17 protein-coding genes are annotated in these 15,840 nt (G+C 67.8%); 13 read left to right on the top strand and 4 right to left on the bottom strand.

From position 1 onward, the window contains the following. Window positions 1–8: 8 nt before the first annotated feature. Window positions 9–1,022 (bottom strand): LacI family DNA-binding transcriptional regulator, encoded by a 1,014-nt coding sequence (locus tag ACFCV3_RS27485; protein WP_376034558.1) that lies wholly within the window; start codon window positions 1,020–1,022, stop codon window positions 9–11. 82 nt (window positions 1,023–1,104) lie between these two features. Between ACFCV3_RS27485 and ACFCV3_RS27480 the strand changes: the two genes are divergently transcribed. Beyond that, window positions 1,105–1,680: a histidine phosphatase family protein gene (locus ACFCV3_RS27480; RefSeq protein WP_376034556.1), complete on the top strand. Its 576-nt coding sequence runs from the start codon at window positions 1,105–1,107 to the stop codon at window positions 1,678–1,680. On the opposite strand, the gene ACFCV3_RS27475 is transcribed toward ACFCV3_RS27480, so the two are convergent. Next, a complete protein-coding gene (locus tag ACFCV3_RS27475; RefSeq protein WP_376034554.1) occupies window positions 1,677–2,231 on the bottom strand; it encodes a TetR/AcrR family transcriptional regulator in 555 nt (184 codons plus the stop codon). The two genes, ACFCV3_RS27480 and ACFCV3_RS27475, sit on opposite strands and share 4 nt — an antisense overlap. 88 nt (window positions 2,232–2,319) lie before the next feature. Here ACFCV3_RS27475 and ACFCV3_RS27470 point away from each other — a divergent pair, with 88 nt between their 5' ends. Continuing rightward, the gene (locus ACFCV3_RS27470; protein WP_376034552.1) at window positions 2,320–2,730 is read left to right on the top strand and encodes a DUF4267 domain-containing protein; all 411 of its coding nucleotides are present in this window, start codon (window positions 2,320–2,322) and stop codon (window positions 2,728–2,730) included. Window positions 2,731–2,804: 74 nt separating this feature from the next. Here the strand turns inward: ACFCV3_RS27470 and ACFCV3_RS27465 are convergent, their stop codons facing one another. Beyond that, window positions 2,805–3,572, bottom strand: coding sequence for a GNAT family N-acetyltransferase (locus ACFCV3_RS27465; protein ID WP_376034550.1), 768 nt, complete (start codon window positions 3,570–3,572; stop codon window positions 2,805–2,807). A gap of 41 nt (window positions 3,573–3,613) precedes the next feature. Beyond that, on the bottom strand, window positions 3,614–4,018 hold the full coding sequence (locus ACFCV3_RS27460) for an NUDIX hydrolase (protein WP_376034548.1): 405 nt from the start codon (window positions 4,016–4,018) through the stop codon (window positions 3,614–3,616). 101 nt (window positions 4,019–4,119) lie between these two features. On the opposite strand from ACFCV3_RS27460, the gene ACFCV3_RS27455 reads away from it, so the two are divergent. The 11 genes from ACFCV3_RS27455 to ACFCV3_RS27405 all read left to right on the top strand — a co-directional run bounded on the left by ACFCV3_RS27455 (window position 4,120) and on the right by ACFCV3_RS27405 (window position 15,758). Beyond that, the gene (locus ACFCV3_RS27455) at window positions 4,120–5,004 is read left to right on the top strand and encodes a PHP domain-containing protein (RefSeq protein WP_376034546.1); all 885 of its coding nucleotides are present in this window, start codon (window positions 4,120–4,122) and stop codon (window positions 5,002–5,004) included. Continuing rightward, a complete protein-coding gene (locus tag ACFCV3_RS27450; protein WP_376034544.1) occupies window positions 5,001–5,618 on the top strand; it encodes a MarC family protein in 618 nt (205 codons plus the stop codon). Before ACFCV3_RS27455 ends, ACFCV3_RS27450 begins: the two co-directional genes overlap by 4 nt. A 13-nt stretch (window positions 5,619–5,631) precedes the next feature. Next, a complete protein-coding gene (locus ACFCV3_RS27445) occupies window positions 5,632–6,492 on the top strand; it encodes a RecB family exonuclease (RefSeq protein WP_376034542.1) in 861 nt (286 codons plus the stop codon). 156 nt (window positions 6,493–6,648) lie between these two features. Beyond that, window positions 6,649–7,482 (top strand): alpha/beta fold hydrolase, encoded by an 834-nt coding sequence (locus tag ACFCV3_RS27440; RefSeq protein ID WP_376034540.1) that lies wholly within the window; start codon window positions 6,649–6,651, stop codon window positions 7,480–7,482. Between the two features lie 275 nt (window positions 7,483–7,757). Further along, window positions 7,758–8,555, top strand: coding sequence for an ABC transporter permease (locus ACFCV3_RS27435; protein WP_376034538.1), 798 nt, complete (start codon window positions 7,758–7,760; stop codon window positions 8,553–8,555). Beyond that, window positions 8,548–9,363 (top strand): ABC transporter permease, encoded by an 816-nt coding sequence (locus ACFCV3_RS27430; protein ID WP_376034537.1) that lies wholly within the window; start codon window positions 8,548–8,550, stop codon window positions 9,361–9,363. The genes ACFCV3_RS27435 and ACFCV3_RS27430 overlap by 8 nt, the downstream gene beginning before the upstream one ends. 1 nt (window position 9,364) lies before the next feature. Further along, window positions 9,365–10,327 (top strand): ATP-binding cassette domain-containing protein, encoded by a 963-nt coding sequence (locus ACFCV3_RS27425; protein ID WP_376034535.1) that lies wholly within the window; start codon window positions 9,365–9,367, stop codon window positions 10,325–10,327. A gap of 106 nt (window positions 10,328–10,433) precedes the next feature. After that, a complete protein-coding gene (locus ACFCV3_RS27420; protein ID WP_376034533.1) occupies window positions 10,434–10,949 on the top strand; it encodes an RNA polymerase sigma factor in 516 nt (171 codons plus the stop codon). Next, window positions 10,946–12,028 (top strand): hypothetical protein, encoded by a 1,083-nt coding sequence (locus tag ACFCV3_RS27415; protein ID WP_376034531.1) that lies wholly within the window; start codon window positions 10,946–10,948, stop codon window positions 12,026–12,028. Before ACFCV3_RS27420 ends, ACFCV3_RS27415 begins: the two co-directional genes overlap by 4 nt. A 95-nt stretch (window positions 12,029–12,123) precedes the next feature. After that, on the top strand, window positions 12,124–13,641 hold the full coding sequence (locus ACFCV3_RS27410) for a family 43 glycosylhydrolase (RefSeq protein WP_376034529.1): 1,518 nt from the start codon (window positions 12,124–12,126) through the stop codon (window positions 13,639–13,641). Beyond that, entirely contained in the window at window positions 13,638–15,758 is a 2,121-nt protein-coding gene (locus ACFCV3_RS27405) for a hypothetical protein (RefSeq protein ID WP_376034527.1), read from the top strand. The genes ACFCV3_RS27410 and ACFCV3_RS27405 overlap by 4 nt, the downstream gene beginning before the upstream one ends. The last annotated feature ends 82 nt before the right edge of the window (window positions 15,759–15,840 follow it).

The raw sequence follows: 15,840 nt of genomic DNA, 5'->3' as shown, positions 1-15,840 counted from the left end.
TTACCGCATTACTGCTCTTTTGCCCCCGAGGTGCCGCAGCTGTCCCGCAGGACGAGCTCCGTGGCCAGTACGTCGTTCCGTCCGCGGGTCCGCTCCCCGGTCACCCGCTCGTGCAGTCGCTGCGCCGCCAACTGCCCCAACTCGGCCATCGGCTGCCGCACCGTGCTCAACCCCGGCGACACGTACCGCGCCGCCATCACGTCATCCCACCCGGTCACGACAATCTCGCCGGGTACGTCGACCCCGCCCGCCCGGAGCGTGGTCAGCACCGCCAGCCCCAACTCGTCGTTCGCACACACCAGTCCGTCGAGCCGCGTGCCCTGCGTCAGCACTTCCTCGGCGACACCACGCCCCGCGACCTCCGTGAGCTCGACGCGGATCGGTTCCGGCGGCACCTTCCCCCGTGACTCGTGCGCCTTCGCGAAACCGGCGTACCGCTCCGAAACGTCGTACGAGCTCCCCGGATCACCAACGAACACGAGGTTCTCGCGCCCGGCGTCCAGCAGCCGCGTCGTGAGTTTCTCGGCGCTCGACACGCTCTCGGTGCGGACCGTGTCGCAGCCCGTGACCGGCGGATGCGCGACCAGCACCAGCGGTACGCCGGCCTTGCGCAGCTCCTGGATCGTGGTCAGCTCCAGAGCGTTGCCGTGGACAACGATCCCGTCGACCCGCCCGGCCAGATCACGCACCGTGCGGCGCGGATCCGGGTTGCCGTGCGTCACCGTCAGTACGACGCTCTGGCCGTGCTCACCGGCCCACCGCTCGTACCCCATCAGGAGGTCGCTGTAGAACGGGCCGCTGAGATCCGGCAGGACGAGCCCGTGCGCCTCGTGCCGTTGCACCGCGAGACTGCGCGCGGCCCGCAGCGGCACGTAGTTCAGCTCGGCCGCCGCCTGCCCGACGCGCTCACGGGCCTTCGCCGACACCGGCCCAGTCCCTTGCAGCACACGCGAAACCGTCGCGATCGACAGTTTCGCGCGAGCCGCGACGTCGTAGATCGTCGCGGGCCGGCCGGTCGCCATGGAACCTCCAGTGGAAGCGCTTACAGTTTCGATACCCTGCCGTGGATCGTTCAAACGGTCAAGGGTCTGACAGGATGAAACCGTGACCACTGCGGAACGTAAGGACCGGCTCTTCCTGGTACGCCACGGCGAAACCGAGTGGAGCAAGAACGGCCGCCACACCTCCGTCACCGACCTGCCGCTGACCCCGGAGGGTGAGCGCGTCGCCGCCTCGCTCCGGTCCCGGCTGGCCGCGGAGACCTTCGACCTCGTCCTCACCTCACCCCGGCAACGGGCCCGCCGTACCGCGGAACTGGCCGGTTTCGGCGACGCCGTGGTCGACGAGGATCTGGCCGAGTGGAACTACGGCGACTACGAAGGCATCACCACTCCGGACATCCGCAAAACCGTCCCCGGCTGGACGGTCTGGTCGTCACCGGTGCCGAACGGCGAATCCGCCACCGACGTCACCAAGCGCCTCGACCGCGTCATCACCCGGATCGAAGCGGTGCCCGGTGACGTCCTCGTCTTCGGTCACTCGCACGCCCTCCGGGGTCTCACCGCCCGTTGGCTCGACCTGGATGTCGCGGAGGGTCGCCATTTCGTCCTCGACACCGCCACCGTCTCCACCCTCGGCTGGGACCGTGGCACCCCGGTCGTCCACCACTGGAACAGCTAGCCCGTCACCAGGCGGACGAGCTGCTCGATGCGGTCGGTGCGCTGCGCCGGCCGCAATCGCCGGTCGTGGTTGAGCGTGGCCTGGCCGTGCATGGCGCTCCAGAAAACCTCGGTCAGGGTCTCGGCGTCGCCCGACGCATAGGGCGCCACCGCCGCATGTAGCTCACCGAAGGTGGTCTTCAGAATCTCGGGGCTCTCGGCGGTTCCGAACACCAGATCGGTCCGGCGCGTGAAGATGGCCGCATAGACAGCCGGATGCGCTTCGGCGTACCCGAGATAGGCCTCGGCCAGGCCGCGTATCCCGTCCGCCTCCCGGGCCGAGCGCAGTACCTCGGCCAGCTCGGCCATCCCCTCGAGTGCCACGGCGGTGACGATCGCCTGCATGTTCTTGAAGTGGCTGTAGAGGACCGGCTGGCTGTACTCGACCGCTTCGGCCAGGCGCCGCGTGGTGACGGCGTCCCAGCCATCGGCTTCGGCAAGTTCGCGGGCGGCGCGGACGATCAACGCACCCCGCTCCGCAAGGGCGCGTTCACGACGATCCTGGCTCGGCATATGCCGATGCTAGCAGTGCTAGACAATCTAGCAACTGCAGTGTTAGCGTTGCTAGGAAAGTTAGCACTGCTAGAAACTGGAGAATCCGATGCGCCGCTTCACCACCGTCCTGACCGCCCTGATCGGGATCTTCCCGCTCACCTTCGGCACCCGCTTCCTGTTCGACGGAGCCGGCGCCGCCACCGGTTTCGGCATCACCGCCGCCGCCGGCGGCTTCTTCCCCGTCAAAGGCATCCGCGACATCGCCCTCGGCCTCGTCATCCTCGCCCTGCTGGCCCTCGGCCAGCGCCGCCCCACCGGCGTCATCATGGCCGTCATCGCGATCGTCCCGATCACCGACGCGATCATCGTCTCCACCCACGGCGGCTCCGTGATCTACGCCCTCCTCGTCCACGCCCTAACCGCCGCCGTCATGCTGGCCGACGCCGCCCTCCTCCTCCGCGAGCGCCGCGCCACCCCCGAAACCACAACTACCCCGATGGCCACCGCCACCCCATGACCGCAGCCGTGGGTGTGGAGACCCCACGGTGGGCTTGAACAAGAAATGACCTGTGGTCGCCCACCGGTTCTTGTTCAAGCCCCCGCTTGTGGGCTGAGCGTGTAGAGGTCGATGGTGCAGTGGGTTTGGAAGCCGAGTGCGGCGTAGACGGATCGGCCGGCGGCGGATGACGTGAGTACGGCGTACTGGGTGTCGGACTGAGTCAGGGCTTGGTGGGTCAGGGCGGCGCCGATGCCTTGGCGGCGGGCTTCGGGGACGGTCATGACGAAGTAGACGCCGGCTACAGAGGCGGTCAGGTAGACAGTGATGGTTCCGACGGGGGAGCCGTTGCGGGTGGCGACGTAGTGGCGCCAGGGGTCGGCGTAGCCGAGGGTGCGGTAGACGGAGGCGACCCAGCGAGCCTCCTTCTCACCTTCGCCGAAGCCTCGACCGAGCGTCTGCTCCCAGACCGCCAGCCCGGCATCGTCGGTGACACGCTCAAGCTCCAACCCTGGTACGGCGGTTGGCGCGCGGAGGTCGTCCAGGCGAACTGCCATCCCGGGCTCGCTGCCGTCCGGTGCGAACCCGGCCGCGATCAGGTGGCCGGTGAGTTCGGCGGACCGGAAGGACGGGCCGACATGCCAGGTGCCGGGTACGCCGTACCTGCGCAACTCGGCCGCGGATTCCGCGACAACCTGCTCGAGATCACCACCGGCCGCGACGACCGCGTTGTGATAGTCGAGCGGTGACCCGCCGATCGTCCAACGAGTCGATGCGTCGTCACGCTGTGAACCACCACCGGCCGTACCCATCGCCATCAGCAACTCGGCCGTGTTGTTCTCGATCGCCTGCGCCAGGTCCATCAAGGCAGTGTCACGGAATCGGCGTACCGATGCCACAGGTTTCAGCTCGGCAGGGCGTTCCACTGGTCCAACGTGGAAATCAGCAGGGTGGTGGTCGGGAGGGCGAGGAGCTCGGGGCGGGTGACGAAGCGGGCGTCGGTGGCGTCGTCACCGGGGGTGAGGGTGCCGGCCAGCGGCGTGGCCTCGTAGTCGCGGATGACGTAGAGACGGCCTTGTGGGGCTTCACGTTCGACCTCGCCAACCAGGCGACCGACCTGGACTGTGAGACCCGTCTCCTCGGCGACTTCCCGGACCACGGCGGCGGGATCGTCCTCGCCCGGTTCGACGCGCCCGCCCGGCGGGGCCCACAGGCCGCGGCCGGGGTCGTTGGCGCGCTGAACGACGAGCAGCCGACGTTGCTCGTCGTACACAAGTGCTCCCACACAGTCGATGCGCTGCGATTCCATGGCCCAGGGTAGGACAACCGGCGGGTTTCGGGGGTGATCGCAGATAGCATCTGCACTGACAGATGTCCATATCAGGTACGGCGAAGGGATCCCGACCGCTCGTGCGCATCGATCTGCACACCCATTCGAACCGCTCGGACGGCACCGACCCGGTGGACGATCTGATCAGTCACGCCCAGCAGGCAGGGCTCGACGTGATCGCGCTCACCGACCACGACACCGCCGACGGCTGGGTGGAGGGGCGGCAGGCGGCCGAGCGACTCGGGATCGGGTTCGTGCCGGGGATCGAGATCTCCTGCAAACTCAACGGGATCAGCGTGCACCTGCTCGGCTACCTGCTGGATCCGTCGTCGCCGCCGCTGGCCGACGAGCTCCGGATCGTCCGTGACGGCCGGACCGACCGGATCCCGGCGATCGTTGCCCGGCTCAACGGAATCGGCGTCGCGCTGACCGTCGACGAGGTCCTCGCCCAAGCGACCGGTACGCCGTCGGTCGGGCGGCCGCACGTCGCCGACGCACTGGTTGCCAACGGCACCGTCGCGAACCGGACCGAGGCCTTCGACCGGTTCCTGGCCGACGGCCGGGCCGGTCACGTATCGCACTACGCGATCGAGCCCGGGCATGCGATCGACCTGGTCCGCGCGGCCGGCGGTGTACCGGTGATCGCGCACCCGTGGGGGCGGTCCAGCCACAAGGTGATGACCGAGGACATGATCGCGCAGCTGGTCAGTGAGCACGGGCTGGCCGGGATCGAGGTCGAGCACCAGGACCACTCGCCGCAGTCGCGCGCCGCGCTGACCCGGATCGCCGACGACCTCGGCATCATCCGGACCGGTTCGAGCGACCACCACGGGGCCGGCAAGATCGACCATGACCTGGGTGTGAACACCACCGACCCCTCGCAGTTCGAGCGGCTGCTCGAGGTTGCGAAGGCGAATGCGGCGGCCGCACCCGGCGTACAAGCTCCAGAGGCGTACCTGCCATGAACGACATCATCAACCTCGGGCTGCTCAGCTCGGTCGTCGTCACACTCTTCGTGATCATGGACCCGCCGGGCACGGTGCCGGTCTTCATCTCGCTGACCGCTGGGCAGTCCCGCGCGGTTCGCAAGCGGGCGGCCTGGCAGGCGGTGCTGGTCGCGTTCGGCGTGATCGTGGTGTTTGCGGCGTTCGGTCAGCAGATTCTGTCCCACCTCGGTATTACGCTTCCGGCGTTGCAATGCGCCGGCGGTCTGCTGCTTCTGCTGATCGCGTTGCAGCTGCTGACCGATACCGCCGAGGACCCGGTCCAGACCAAGAACGTCAATATCGCCTTCGTCCCGCTGGGTACGCCGCTGCTGGCCGGGCCCGGTGCGATCGTCGCCACCATGGTGTTCGTGCAGCGTGCGGACGGACGGCTGCCGGACGTGATCGCGATCTCGGTCGGCATCATCCTGATCCACCTGATCATGTGGCTGACGCTGCGGTTCTCGGGTGTGATCATGAGGATCCTCGGGGAGAACGGCGTACTGCTGGTGACTCGGATCGCCGGTCTGCTGCTGAGTGCGATCGCCGTCCAGCTGGTGGCGGACGCGGTGAGTGATTTCATCAAGGCTGGGTGACGTGCTTCCGGGGATGCCGACGCGGCTGTTCGTCGCGACACCGACCAAGCTGATGACGTTCGCGGACTGCAAACGCAAGTACCGCTACACGTATCTGGAGCGCCCGCGGCCACCGAAGGGTCCGGCGTGGGCGCACAACACGGTCGGCGGCATCGTCCACGAGGTCCTCGCAGACTTCTTCGGCCGCTGGCCGGCCGACCGCCGTACTCCGGACGAGGTGGTCGCACGCATCCGGGTCGGCTGGCGGGACGAGGGTTTCCGCGACGAGGCCCAGTCGCTGGACTGGCGCGAGCGAGCCACCGAGATGGTGCTCGGCTACCTGCGGGAATCCGACCCGTACTACGAACCGCGCGGTGTGGAGCGCACAGTCGCCTTCACCACCTCGCGCGCATCCCTGCGCGGTCGCATCGACCGCATCGACGAGCGCCCGGCCCGTTCCGGCGACGGGACCGAGCTCGTGATCGTCGACTACAAAACCGGCCGCCGCCCCCTCACCTCAACCGACGCACGCTCCTCCCTAGCCATGGCCCTCTACGTCCTAGGCGCCCGCCGCGTCCTGCACCGCCCCTGCACCCGCGTCGAGCTGCACCACCTCCCCACCAACACCATCGCCGCCGCCGACCACGACGACGCCTCCCTGGCCCGCCACCAACGCCGCGCCGAATCCATAGCCGACGACGCAGCCGCCGCCGAATCCCGCTGGTCCGAAGGCCTAACCCCCGCCGAAGCCGACGAGGCCTTCCCACCCGAACCATCCCCCCTCTGCGGCTGGTGCGACTACGCCCACCTCTGCCCCCAAGGCCGCCGAGTAGCCCCACCCCAACCTCCCTGGTCCGGCCTCGAAGACCTCCCACCCCCCGAAGACCGCGACTAACCCCACCCGCCAACACCTCCCCACCCGCCTGGGGTGGTTGGCGGGCGTATACGTCCTGTCTGTTGGAGGGTGGGTGGGGCGTGTCAGCGGGGTGTGCGTGGCGTGCCAGCGGGTGGGGGGAGGGTGAGGGCAACTAGTGGAGAGGGGTTGCCTGGGATGGGTGCCAAGACGGTGAACAAGCTGGGTGTGCCGGGTGCGACGTTGCACTACGAGGTGACGGGGTCGGGGCCGGTGCTGCTGCTGATCGCGGGTGGTGGGACCGATGCCGGGATCTTCGATGGGATCGTTGGCCGGCTCGCGGCGGACTACACGGTTGTTGCGTCCGACCCGCGGGGGTGCTCACGCAGTTCGTACGACGGTGGTGCGGTCGACGAGCGGGTCGACCAGTCGGCCGAGGATGCGTTGGCTCTGATCGACGCGGTCGGTGGGAGCGAACCGGCGTACGTGTTCGGGAGCAGTTCGGGCGCGATCACCGGTCTCGAGCTGATCAGCCGGTACCCCGATCGGGTCCGGCTGCTGGTTGCTCACGAGCCTCCGGCCGTCGAGGTCCTGCCGGACGCCGCCGACCACCGGGCGTTCTTCGAGCAGGTCTACGACACCTTCCGCACCGACGGAGTTGAGGCGGCCGACTTCCTGTTCAGTCGCGGCATCGGTACCGATCAGGACGAGCCGCCGGCACCGGAGGACATGCTGCCCGAGGTTCTGGAGATGTTCGGGCGCTTCCAGGGCAACGCGGCCACCTTCTACCAGCACAAACTCCTCCCGTTCACCCGCTACCAGCCCGACCTCGACGCCCTGAAGGCAGCCGCCGCCAAGCTCGTCCCCGCGGCCGGGGCCGACTCCCTGGAGTACCTCCCGGGCCGCCCGATCCAGCAGATCGCCGACAACCTCGGCTGGCCCGTCGTCACGTTCCCCGGCGCCCACGCCGGCTACCTGACCCACCCCGCCCCCTTCGCCACCCTCCTGGCCCGAGTCCTCGAGTCCGACTGATTCACCGTCGCCAACGACACGTAGTAGTGGCCCGGCACCCCCACCGGAGGCGTTCGGAAACGATTCCGCCCGGACTACTACGTGTCCTTACCGACGCAAATCCAGTTGACGGCTGAGATCGGGGCGGCGTACGGTCGGCACCTTTGACAGAACGGCGTGGGTCAGCCATGCCTGCCACAGTGGTGTCCGAACCCCCGGGTCCTGATGGATTCGGGGCAGTTCTGCGTGCTGCTGGGGCTTCGGACACCACCTCGATGTGTTGAGAGGAGGTTGCCGTGGGCGTCTATTGGGCGATCGCAGTGCGGTCGTTCCGGCGCTTTGCGACGTACCGGATCGCGACTGTCTCCGGTGCGTTCACCAATTCGGTGTTCGGGTTCATCCTGTGCGGTGTCTATCTGACGTTGTGGAACGAGCGGCCGGGGCTCGGTGGGTACGACGTCAACGACGCGCTGACGTTCGTGTGGTTGCAGCAGGGGCTGCTGCTGCCGATCGGGCTGTTCGGTGCGAGTACGACGGTCGAGCTCGGGGAGCGGGTGCGCAGCGGGGAGATCGCAGTCGATCTGTACCGGCCGACGCACCTGTTGCTGTGGTGGCTTTCGATGGATCTCGGCCGGGCGATGTTCCAGCTGATCGTGCGTGGCGGGATCCCGTTGCTGGTCGGGGCGCTGGTGTTCGACCTGAAGTTCCCGTCCCGGCCGGAGGCCTGGCTGGCGGTGGCCGTCGGGCTGCTGTTCGCGATCCTGGTCAGCTTCGGGATCCGGTACCTGGTCGCGCTCTCGGGGTTCTGGATCATCGACTCGAGGGGGACCGAGGCGGCCGCGATGCTCGTGTCACTGTTCTTCTCCGGCGCGGTTCTGCCACTGGTCGTGTTCCCGGGCTGGTTCGGTGAGTTCGTGCGGGCGACGCCATGGGCGGCCACGCTGCAGGTACCGATCGACATCTGGCTCGGTCGCAACCCGAGCGGTATCGGTGGCGCGCTCCTCTTCCAGATCGGCTGGATCCTGGTGCTGCTGCTGATCGGGCAACTTGTCACCCAGCTCGCGATGCGCAAGGTGGTGATCCAAGGTGGTTGAGCGAATCCTGCAAGCCCCCGGGCAGTACTGGATGCTCGCCGCGATGTGGATCCGATCCACCCTCGCCTACCCGGCGTCGTTCGCGCTGATGATGGTGACCGGGATCCTGATCACGATCACGGACTTCGTCGCCGTACTCCTGATGTTCAGTCATATCAACGCGTTCGGTGGGTTCTCGCTCGCGGAGATGGCGTTGCTCTACGCAACGTCCTCCCTGACGATGGGGATCGCCGACCTCGTCACCGGATCGATCGAGCGGGTCGGCCGGCGGATCCGGATGGGCTCGCTGGACGGCTATCTGGTCCGGCCGGTACCGGCCATCATCCAGACAGCCGCGGACGAGTTCCGGCTCGACAAGGTCGGTCGGGTGGTGCAGGCGCTGGCGGTGCTGGTGATCGCCCTGACCCAGCTCGACGTCGACTGGACCGTTGCCAAAGGCATCATGATGGTCGTCAGTACCATCGCCGGCGCCTGCATCTTCGGTTCGTTCTTCGTGCTCGGTGCGGCATTCCAGTTCGTCGCGATCGATTCCGCCGAACTGTCCAACTCCTTCACGTACGGCGGTCGCACGTTGACGCAGTACCCGCTGACCGCGTTCGGGAAGGACGTCGTGCGCGCGGTCACGTTCGTCGTACCGCTGGCGTTCGTGAACTTCTATCCGGTGCTTTTCGTGCTGGACAAGCAACCTCCACTCGGGTTGCCCTCCTGGATCGGCCTGCTGTCCCCGGTCGCAGCCGCGGTGATGGTCGCCCTCGCGGCCCTCGGCTGGCGCGCCGGTCTTCGTCGCTATCGCAGTACAGGGAGCTGAAATGCCAGTCATCGAACTCACCGACGTGTCCCGCGCCTTCACCGTGACGTCCCGGAACGGACTCCGCAGGACCAAACGCGAGGTCCGGGCGGTCGACGGCCTCTCGTTCACCGTCGAACCCGGCGAGGTCGTCGGCTACATCGGCCCGAACGGCGCCGGCAAGTCGACCACCATCAAGATGCTCACCGGCATCCTCGTCCCGAGCGGCGGCACCATCCGCGTCGCCGGTGTCGACCCGTCCCGGGCGCGGCTCAAACTCGCCAAACGGATCGGCGTCGTCTTCGGCCAGCGCACCACCCTGTGGTGGGACCTGCCCCTCAAGGACTCCTTCGCCGTCCTGCAGAAGATGTACGGCGTCCCGATCGCCCGCCACCGCGAGAACCTGGCCACGTTCGTCGAACTGCTGGATCTCGGTGACCTGCTCGATGTCCCGGTCCGCCAACTCTCCCTGGGCCAGCGCATGCGCGGCGATATCGCCGCCGCCCTGCTGCACGACCCCGACATCGTCTACCTCGACGAACCCACGATCGGCCTCGACGTCATCAGCAAGGCCCGCCTGCGCGAATTCCTCGCCCAGGTCAACGCGGAACGCCGTACCACCGTCATCCTCACCACCCACGACCTCGACGACATCGAAGCCCTCTGCACCCGCGTCATGGTCATCGACCACGGCCGCCAGATTTTCGACGGCACCCTCCCTACCCTCCGAGCCAGCCAGTCCGCCCCCAGAACCCTGGTAGTCGACCTGGCCACCTCCCTCCCACCCATCACCGTCCCCGGCGCCACCGTCACCAAGGTCGACGGCCCCCGCCAGCACCTCACCTTTCCCCCCACCACCAGCGCCGCCCCCCTGGTAGCCCACCTGGCCGCCACCTACCCCCTGGCCGACCTGACCATCGCCGAACCCACCATCGAATCCATCATCACCCAGCTCTACACCCCCAGTTCGGGGATCTGTGGATAACTCGGGGTGGTTACGAAGGGTGGGGTGGGGGTGACTTGGGGGTGGTGGGTTCGTTGAAATGTGGGTTGGGACCCAACCTGAGTGGGATTCGAGGGGTAGAACAGGTATGCCGACATTGACGGGTGAGATCTTGGTGGTGGCAGGGCCGCCGGGGGATGGTCCCGGCTTTGTCGAGTGGGTGCGGCCGCATGTGGGGGCGATGGCTCGGTTGGCGGGTCGGTTGGGCGTGGGCGCCGACCGGGACGACATCGTGCAGGAGGCGCTCGCGCGGGCCTGGGTGAAGCGGGGGCAGTACGACGCGAGCCGGGGGACTGCTTCGGCGTGGCTGCTGGCGATCACGGCGGACCAGGCGCGGAAGGCGGCGCGGCGGCTGCGGCCGGTGGGAGTGCTGGAGGAGTACGACGGGCCGGGGGTGCGGCCTGACGTGGAGGGGCGGATCGATGTCGGGCAGGCGCTGGGGGAGTTGCCGGCGCGGCAGCGGCTGGCGGTCGACTGCTTCTATTTCGCGGATCTGTCGGTGGCCGACACGGCCGCGGTGATGGGCTGTTCCGAGGGCACCGTGAAGTCCACGTTGTCCGATGCGCGGGCTCGCCTGCGCACGTTGCTGGAGGTCAGGGAATGAATCCGATCGATGAGGTCGACGACCTGCTGACGCGGGCCGGTGCGCAGTGGCGTGCCGACCAGCCGTCGGCACCCGAGCCGGATCTGGACCGGATCACCGGTGCGAACCGGCGGCCGCGGCGGTGGGCGCCGGCGCTGGCCGCGGCCAGTGTTGTCGTGGTGGCCGCGGTGACGGTGAGCGTCCTCCCCCGCGGTGGCACGGCGGCGCCGCAGGGCGCCCAGTCGGCGCCGCCGAGCGCCCCGGCAGCGACACCTGAGGCCGTGGACTCTGTTGCCAAAGGCAACCAGCAGCCCGGTTCGAACGACGACCTCCTGGTCCGCGACGGCGCCAAGGTGCGCGTCAGCGGGCAGGTGATCGCCGCGCCGAACGTGGCCCCTGTCTTCTGCCCGTCGCGCCCGATCCCGACGATCGGCTACCCGCCGGGCAAGGCGCCGGCGCCGACCTGTCCCGACGGACTCAAGGTCACCCTGAAGGGTGTGGACGTCAGCCTTTTGACCGACCTCGAAACCATCCAAGGCGTTCGCACCGGCCGCGCCACGCTCACCGGCATCTGGACCAACCGGACCATCACCGTGCAGCAGCAGGCCGCGCCGACGCCGGAGCGCGACTTCGTGACCCCGCCGCTGCCGTGCCCACCGCCGAAGGGCGGCTGGCCGGCGAAGCCGAGCAACATCGAGGATCCGAAGGTCGCCCAGTTCCTCGACCAGCACCGTGATCAGGCCTTCGGACCGGCGATCTACCGCCCGGACGGCGAGGGTCGCACCAAGCCCGTGGTCGTGTTCGTCGGGGTGGCGCACGGTGACCGGGCAGCGTTCCGGCGGGCGTTCGAAGAGGTCTACGACGGCAATCTCTGCGTGGCCCCGGTCCGGTTGAGCCAGGGGGACGCCGACCAGCTCTCCGGCAAGGTGGCCGGCCTGATGAACCGCGACGCCCTCGGCATCACCACGTCGTACACGCAGATGGACGGTTCCAGCGAGAACGTGCGGCTATTGGTCTACACGGATGCTGTGAAGGCGGCGCTGGCCCCGATCGGCCTCGACAAGCTCCGGATCGAGCCGGCGGTCGTGCCCGTGCGCTAGTCAGCGGCCGAAGGTGGTCTTCGACCAGGATCGAAACGCCGGACGGACCTGTCCTTGCCGTGTCATCGTGTCCGCATCGACACGAGGGGTGAGGTATGGCGAAAGTGCTGTCCGGACTCGTAGTAGGGGCATCGCTGGTGCTCTCGGCGTTCTTGCCGATCACCAGCGACGCGGCTCCGACACCCGTCAGGCAACCGCAGGCTCAAGTGGCGGCCGACGCCCTGCCGGCCCGCCCGAACACGGTCCGTAACCCGGTCCGGGAGAACGCCGCCGACCCCTGGATGGTGTTTGCCGAAGGCAACTACCACCTGCTCTACACGCACGGCGACAAACTCGTCGGCGTCTCGGCCCCCTCGGTGGCCGGTCTCGGCGCCGCACCGCAGCAGACGCTCTGGCAGCCGCCGGCCGGTGAGGCGTGCTGCAACCTCTGGGCGCCGGAGATCCATCAGCTCGACGGCAAGTGGTATCTGTACTACACCGCCGACAACGGCAACGACGCGATGCACCGGATGTTCGTCCTCGAGGCCGACCGCCCGATGGGCCCGTACACCTTCAAGGCCAAGCTCGACACCGGCGACTTCCACTCGATCGACGGCAGTGTCATGAAGCTCCCCGACGGCCGCCTGTTCCACCTGTGGTCGAGCGGCCGCGCCAACGGCCAGAACCTGTACATCGCGCCGATGAGCAACCCGTGGACCATCAGCGGCCCACCCGCCCAGCTGGCCACGCCCGACCAGCCGTGGGAGCAGAACGGCCGCAAGGTCACCGAAGGGCCGGTCTCGCTGATCCACAACGGCAAGGTCTACATCTACTACTCCGCCAGCGCTTGCGAGTCACCCGACTACTCGCTCGGAGTCCTGGAACTGACCGGCACCGATGTGCTCAGCCAGTCCGCATGGACCAAGTCCAGCGGGCCGGTCTTCAAGCGCAACGACGCCGGCTGGGTCTTCGGTACCGGCCACCACGGATTCTTCACCTCGCCCGACGGCAAGGAGACCTGGATCGTCTACCACGGCGTCACGAGCTCGAACGGTACGCCGGTCGGCAGTTGCAGCGCAGGTCGCGCCGTACGGATCGGCAAGGTCTCGTACGACGCCGCCGGGAAGCCGCAACTCGGCGTACCGAAGGCTGCGTGGGAGACGGTCACCCTTCCGGGCGGTGATCCGGGTGCCGACATTGTGGCCGATGGCACCTACAAGCTGTCACCGAAGAACAACCCGGACAATCTGCTCGAGGTTGCCAGCTGCTCGACCGCCGATGCGGCGAACGTGCAGGTCTGGACCGCGAATGGTGGCGCCTGTCAGCAGTGGAAGGTCACCTACAACGGTGACGGTTCGTACAAGCTGCTCGCCGCGCACAGCGGTAAGGCCCTCGACGTGGCCGCCTGTTCAGCCGCCAACCATGCCGACGTCATCCAGTGGCCGTACTGGGGTGGCGACTGCCAGGAGTGGTACCTCGATGCCCTCGGCAACGGGTACTACAAGGTGATCTCGAAGATCGGTGGCAAGGCGCTGGACGTGGACGGCTGCGCGACCGCGGCCGGGGCCGACGTACGGGTCTGGCCGTACTGGCAGGGCGCCTGCCAGCAGTGGAAGCTGGAGAAGGTCGGATGAAGCGCTGGGCGGCACTGATCGTGGCGGCCGGGATGGTTCTGGCCGGGCAGCACGCGATGGCAACGGAGGCGCAACCTCAGCAGTTGCCGGACGTGAAGACGCGAACGAAGGGCATCATCCCGCCCGGCGGCGTACTGACCTCCAAGACGGGCGGCAATACGGTCGACGCGGAGACCCGCGAGACCAAGCCGCGCGCCGACGGCCGGTACCACTACGACTCGCCCAAGCTGATCCAGCGGCTGAAGGCGATGAACGTGAACACCTACCTGTTCGGGATCTGGGAGTCGCCGACGGACTGGGACGATCTGCGCAGCGAGTTCGCGCCGCTGGCCCGGGCGGCCGGGATCGACATCTGGCTGGACCTGGTGCCGCCGTCGGAGTGCCAGGCCGACCGCCCGGAGGGCCCGTATCTGGAGGGCTACTGCTCGCGCCCGTTCAAACTCGACTTCGTCGCCTGGGCGCGCAACATCGCGACGCTCTCGCTGCAGTACCCGAACATCAAGGCGTGGCAGATCGACGACTTCCTGATCGGCCAGAACCAGCAGCTGTTCACGACCCAGTATCTCGCGCAGATCAAGCAGACCCAGGACGCGATCAACCCGAACCTCGGGTTCCTGACCACGATGTACCACTGGGACTACACCGATGAGCACCTCGACCGGCTCGCGCCGTACATCGACGGTGTCCTGTTCCCGTACCTCGGTGGTGGCCAGAGCACGACAGATTCGCGGTACGTCGCCGCCCAGCTGGACGAGTTGCTGGCGAAGCTGACTCCGCGGCATCTCGATCTGATCCTGCTGCTGTACACCGATCGGTTCCTCGATGCCGCGCTGTCGCCGAGTCCGGAGTACGTGGCGGAGTCACTCAAGCAGGCGATGCCGTACGCCGCCGACGGCCGGATCGGCGGGATCGTTGCCTACGGCGCCCCGGTCAACTACGACCGGCGGCCGACGATTGCCTCGAACAACCTTGCCCAGACAGGTGAAGGCAGGTTGAGCTTTGCCCAGGGCATCTATACGACTGCTCCGGCGACCGGGTTCGCGGAGGCGTATCAACAGGTCACGGTCGATCCGGCGGCCGGCAGCTACAACCTGCGGTTTGCCACCTACGACCAGGTCAGCCGGACGCCGGCCAAGTCCGGCAAGCTGTACAAGGAAGTGCTGGTCGACGACCAGGTCGTCTGGCGATCGGACGTCGCGGACGAGTTCGGCTTCACCTGGGCACCGGCATCGGTCGACCTGACCGCCGCACTGCGCGGCAAGACGACTGCGAAGCTCAGTCTGAAGCTCTACGCCCAGGCCGCGGCCGGCTTCCCGATCGACGTCGGCTTCGACAGCCTGGTCCCGACCGGTTTCAGCATCGCGAACTTCGGCTTCGAGGACGTCAACCCGGCCACCCGGGCCTGGCAGTTCAAGCAGCAGAGCCCGATCATCCACGGCACGATCGACAAGTTCACCTCGCATCAGGCCAAGGACGTGTACGACGTGATCGCGGCGGCGTTCGGTGGTCACGCGCAACCCGCCGTACCGACGACGCCGTCCAGCCCGATCCCGGGTGACCTGCCCCGGACTGGTGCGACGTACCAGCCGGGCGGGCCGGGGACGATCCGCAACAGCGCGATGTACGGCAAGGGCCGGCTCAGCCTGTTCGTGCCGGAGCGGACGCAGACCACGGCCGGGAGCTGTGTGTGGGCCGAGCAGCGGATGGCCGTGGACCCGAACGCGCCGCGGTACGAGATCTCGTGGTGGGACTACGACGGGTTCGCCGACGACCTGAAGGACTACCACTTCAAGCAGGTGACGATCGTGACGTCGAAGGAGAAGAAGCTGCTCAGCAACCTCGACGCCGCCGAGTCGCCGAAGGTCTGGATGAACGGGCAGGGCAACTGGGGTGCGGTGGACATCACCCAGTTCGTCCGTGGCGAAACGTCGGTCGTGCTGCAGTTCGCGCTGTGCGAGGCGAAGGGCGTGGGCGACTACCTGGTCGATGTCGGGTTCGACGAGATCGACGCGGTCGGGCTCACCGTGACCAACGGCGACTTCGAGCAGGGCACTACCGGCTGGACCATCGTCAGCCCGCACCCCGGCATGAGAGCGCAAGTCCTGACCGCCAACTGAGCGGACTATTTGACGGACATCGTAAGGATATCGATTTCTCGGGTGGTGATGAGACTCTCCTGACGGAGTCTCAGCACCGCCG

It is taken from the genome of Kribbella sp. NPDC056345 (assembly GCF_042262745.1).
Lineage (GTDB): Bacteria > Actinomycetota > Actinomycetes > Propionibacteriales > Kribbellaceae > Kribbella.
Note: the sequence above shows the minus strand (reverse complement) of the source record. Positions and strands in the feature narration are given on the sequence as shown.

What these genes read in the sequence shown, in the direction of transcription:
- ACFCV3_RS27475 (WP_376034554.1), bottom strand. Translation starts at nt 2,231, where the DNA reads ATGCCGAGCCAGGATCGTCGTGAACGCGCCCTTGCGGAGCGGGGTGCG.
- ACFCV3_RS27470 (WP_376034552.1), top strand. Translation starts at nt 2,320, where the DNA reads ATGCGCCGCTTCACCACCGTCCTGACCGCCCTGATCGGGATCTTCCCG.
- ACFCV3_RS27440 (WP_376034540.1), top strand. Translation starts at nt 6,649, where the DNA reads ATGGGTGCCAAGACGGTGAACAAGCTGGGTGTGCCGGGTGCGACGTTG.
- ACFCV3_RS27420 (WP_376034533.1), top strand. Translation starts at nt 10,434, where the DNA reads ATGCCGACATTGACGGGTGAGATCTTGGTGGTGGCAGGGCCGCCGGGG.
- ACFCV3_RS27410 (WP_376034529.1), top strand. Translation starts at nt 12,124, where the DNA reads ATGGCGAAAGTGCTGTCCGGACTCGTAGTAGGGGCATCGCTGGTGCTC.
- ACFCV3_RS27405 (WP_376034527.1), top strand. Translation starts at nt 13,638, where the DNA reads ATGAAGCGCTGGGCGGCACTGATCGTGGCGGCCGGGATGGTTCTGGCC.
- ACFCV3_RS27445 (WP_376034542.1), top strand. Translation starts at nt 5,632, where the DNA reads ATGCCGACGCGGCTGTTCGTCGCGACACCGACCAAGCTGATGACGTTC.
- ACFCV3_RS27485 (WP_376034558.1), bottom strand. Translation starts at nt 1,022, where the DNA reads ATGGCGACCGGCCGGCCCGCGACGATCTACGACGTCGCGGCTCGCGCG.
- ACFCV3_RS27460 (WP_376034548.1), bottom strand. Translation starts at nt 4,018, where the DNA reads ATGGAATCGCAGCGCATCGACTGTGTGGGAGCACTTGTGTACGACGAG.
- ACFCV3_RS27450 (WP_376034544.1), top strand. Translation starts at nt 5,001, where the DNA reads ATGAACGACATCATCAACCTCGGGCTGCTCAGCTCGGTCGTCGTCACA.
- ACFCV3_RS27425 (WP_376034535.1), top strand. Translation starts at nt 9,365, where the DNA reads ATGCCAGTCATCGAACTCACCGACGTGTCCCGCGCCTTCACCGTGACG.
- ACFCV3_RS27415 (WP_376034531.1), top strand. Translation starts at nt 10,946, where the DNA reads ATGAATCCGATCGATGAGGTCGACGACCTGCTGACGCGGGCCGGTGCG.
- ACFCV3_RS27465 (WP_376034550.1), bottom strand. Translation starts at nt 3,572, where the DNA reads ATGGACCTGGCGCAGGCGATCGAGAACAACACGGCCGAGTTGCTGATG.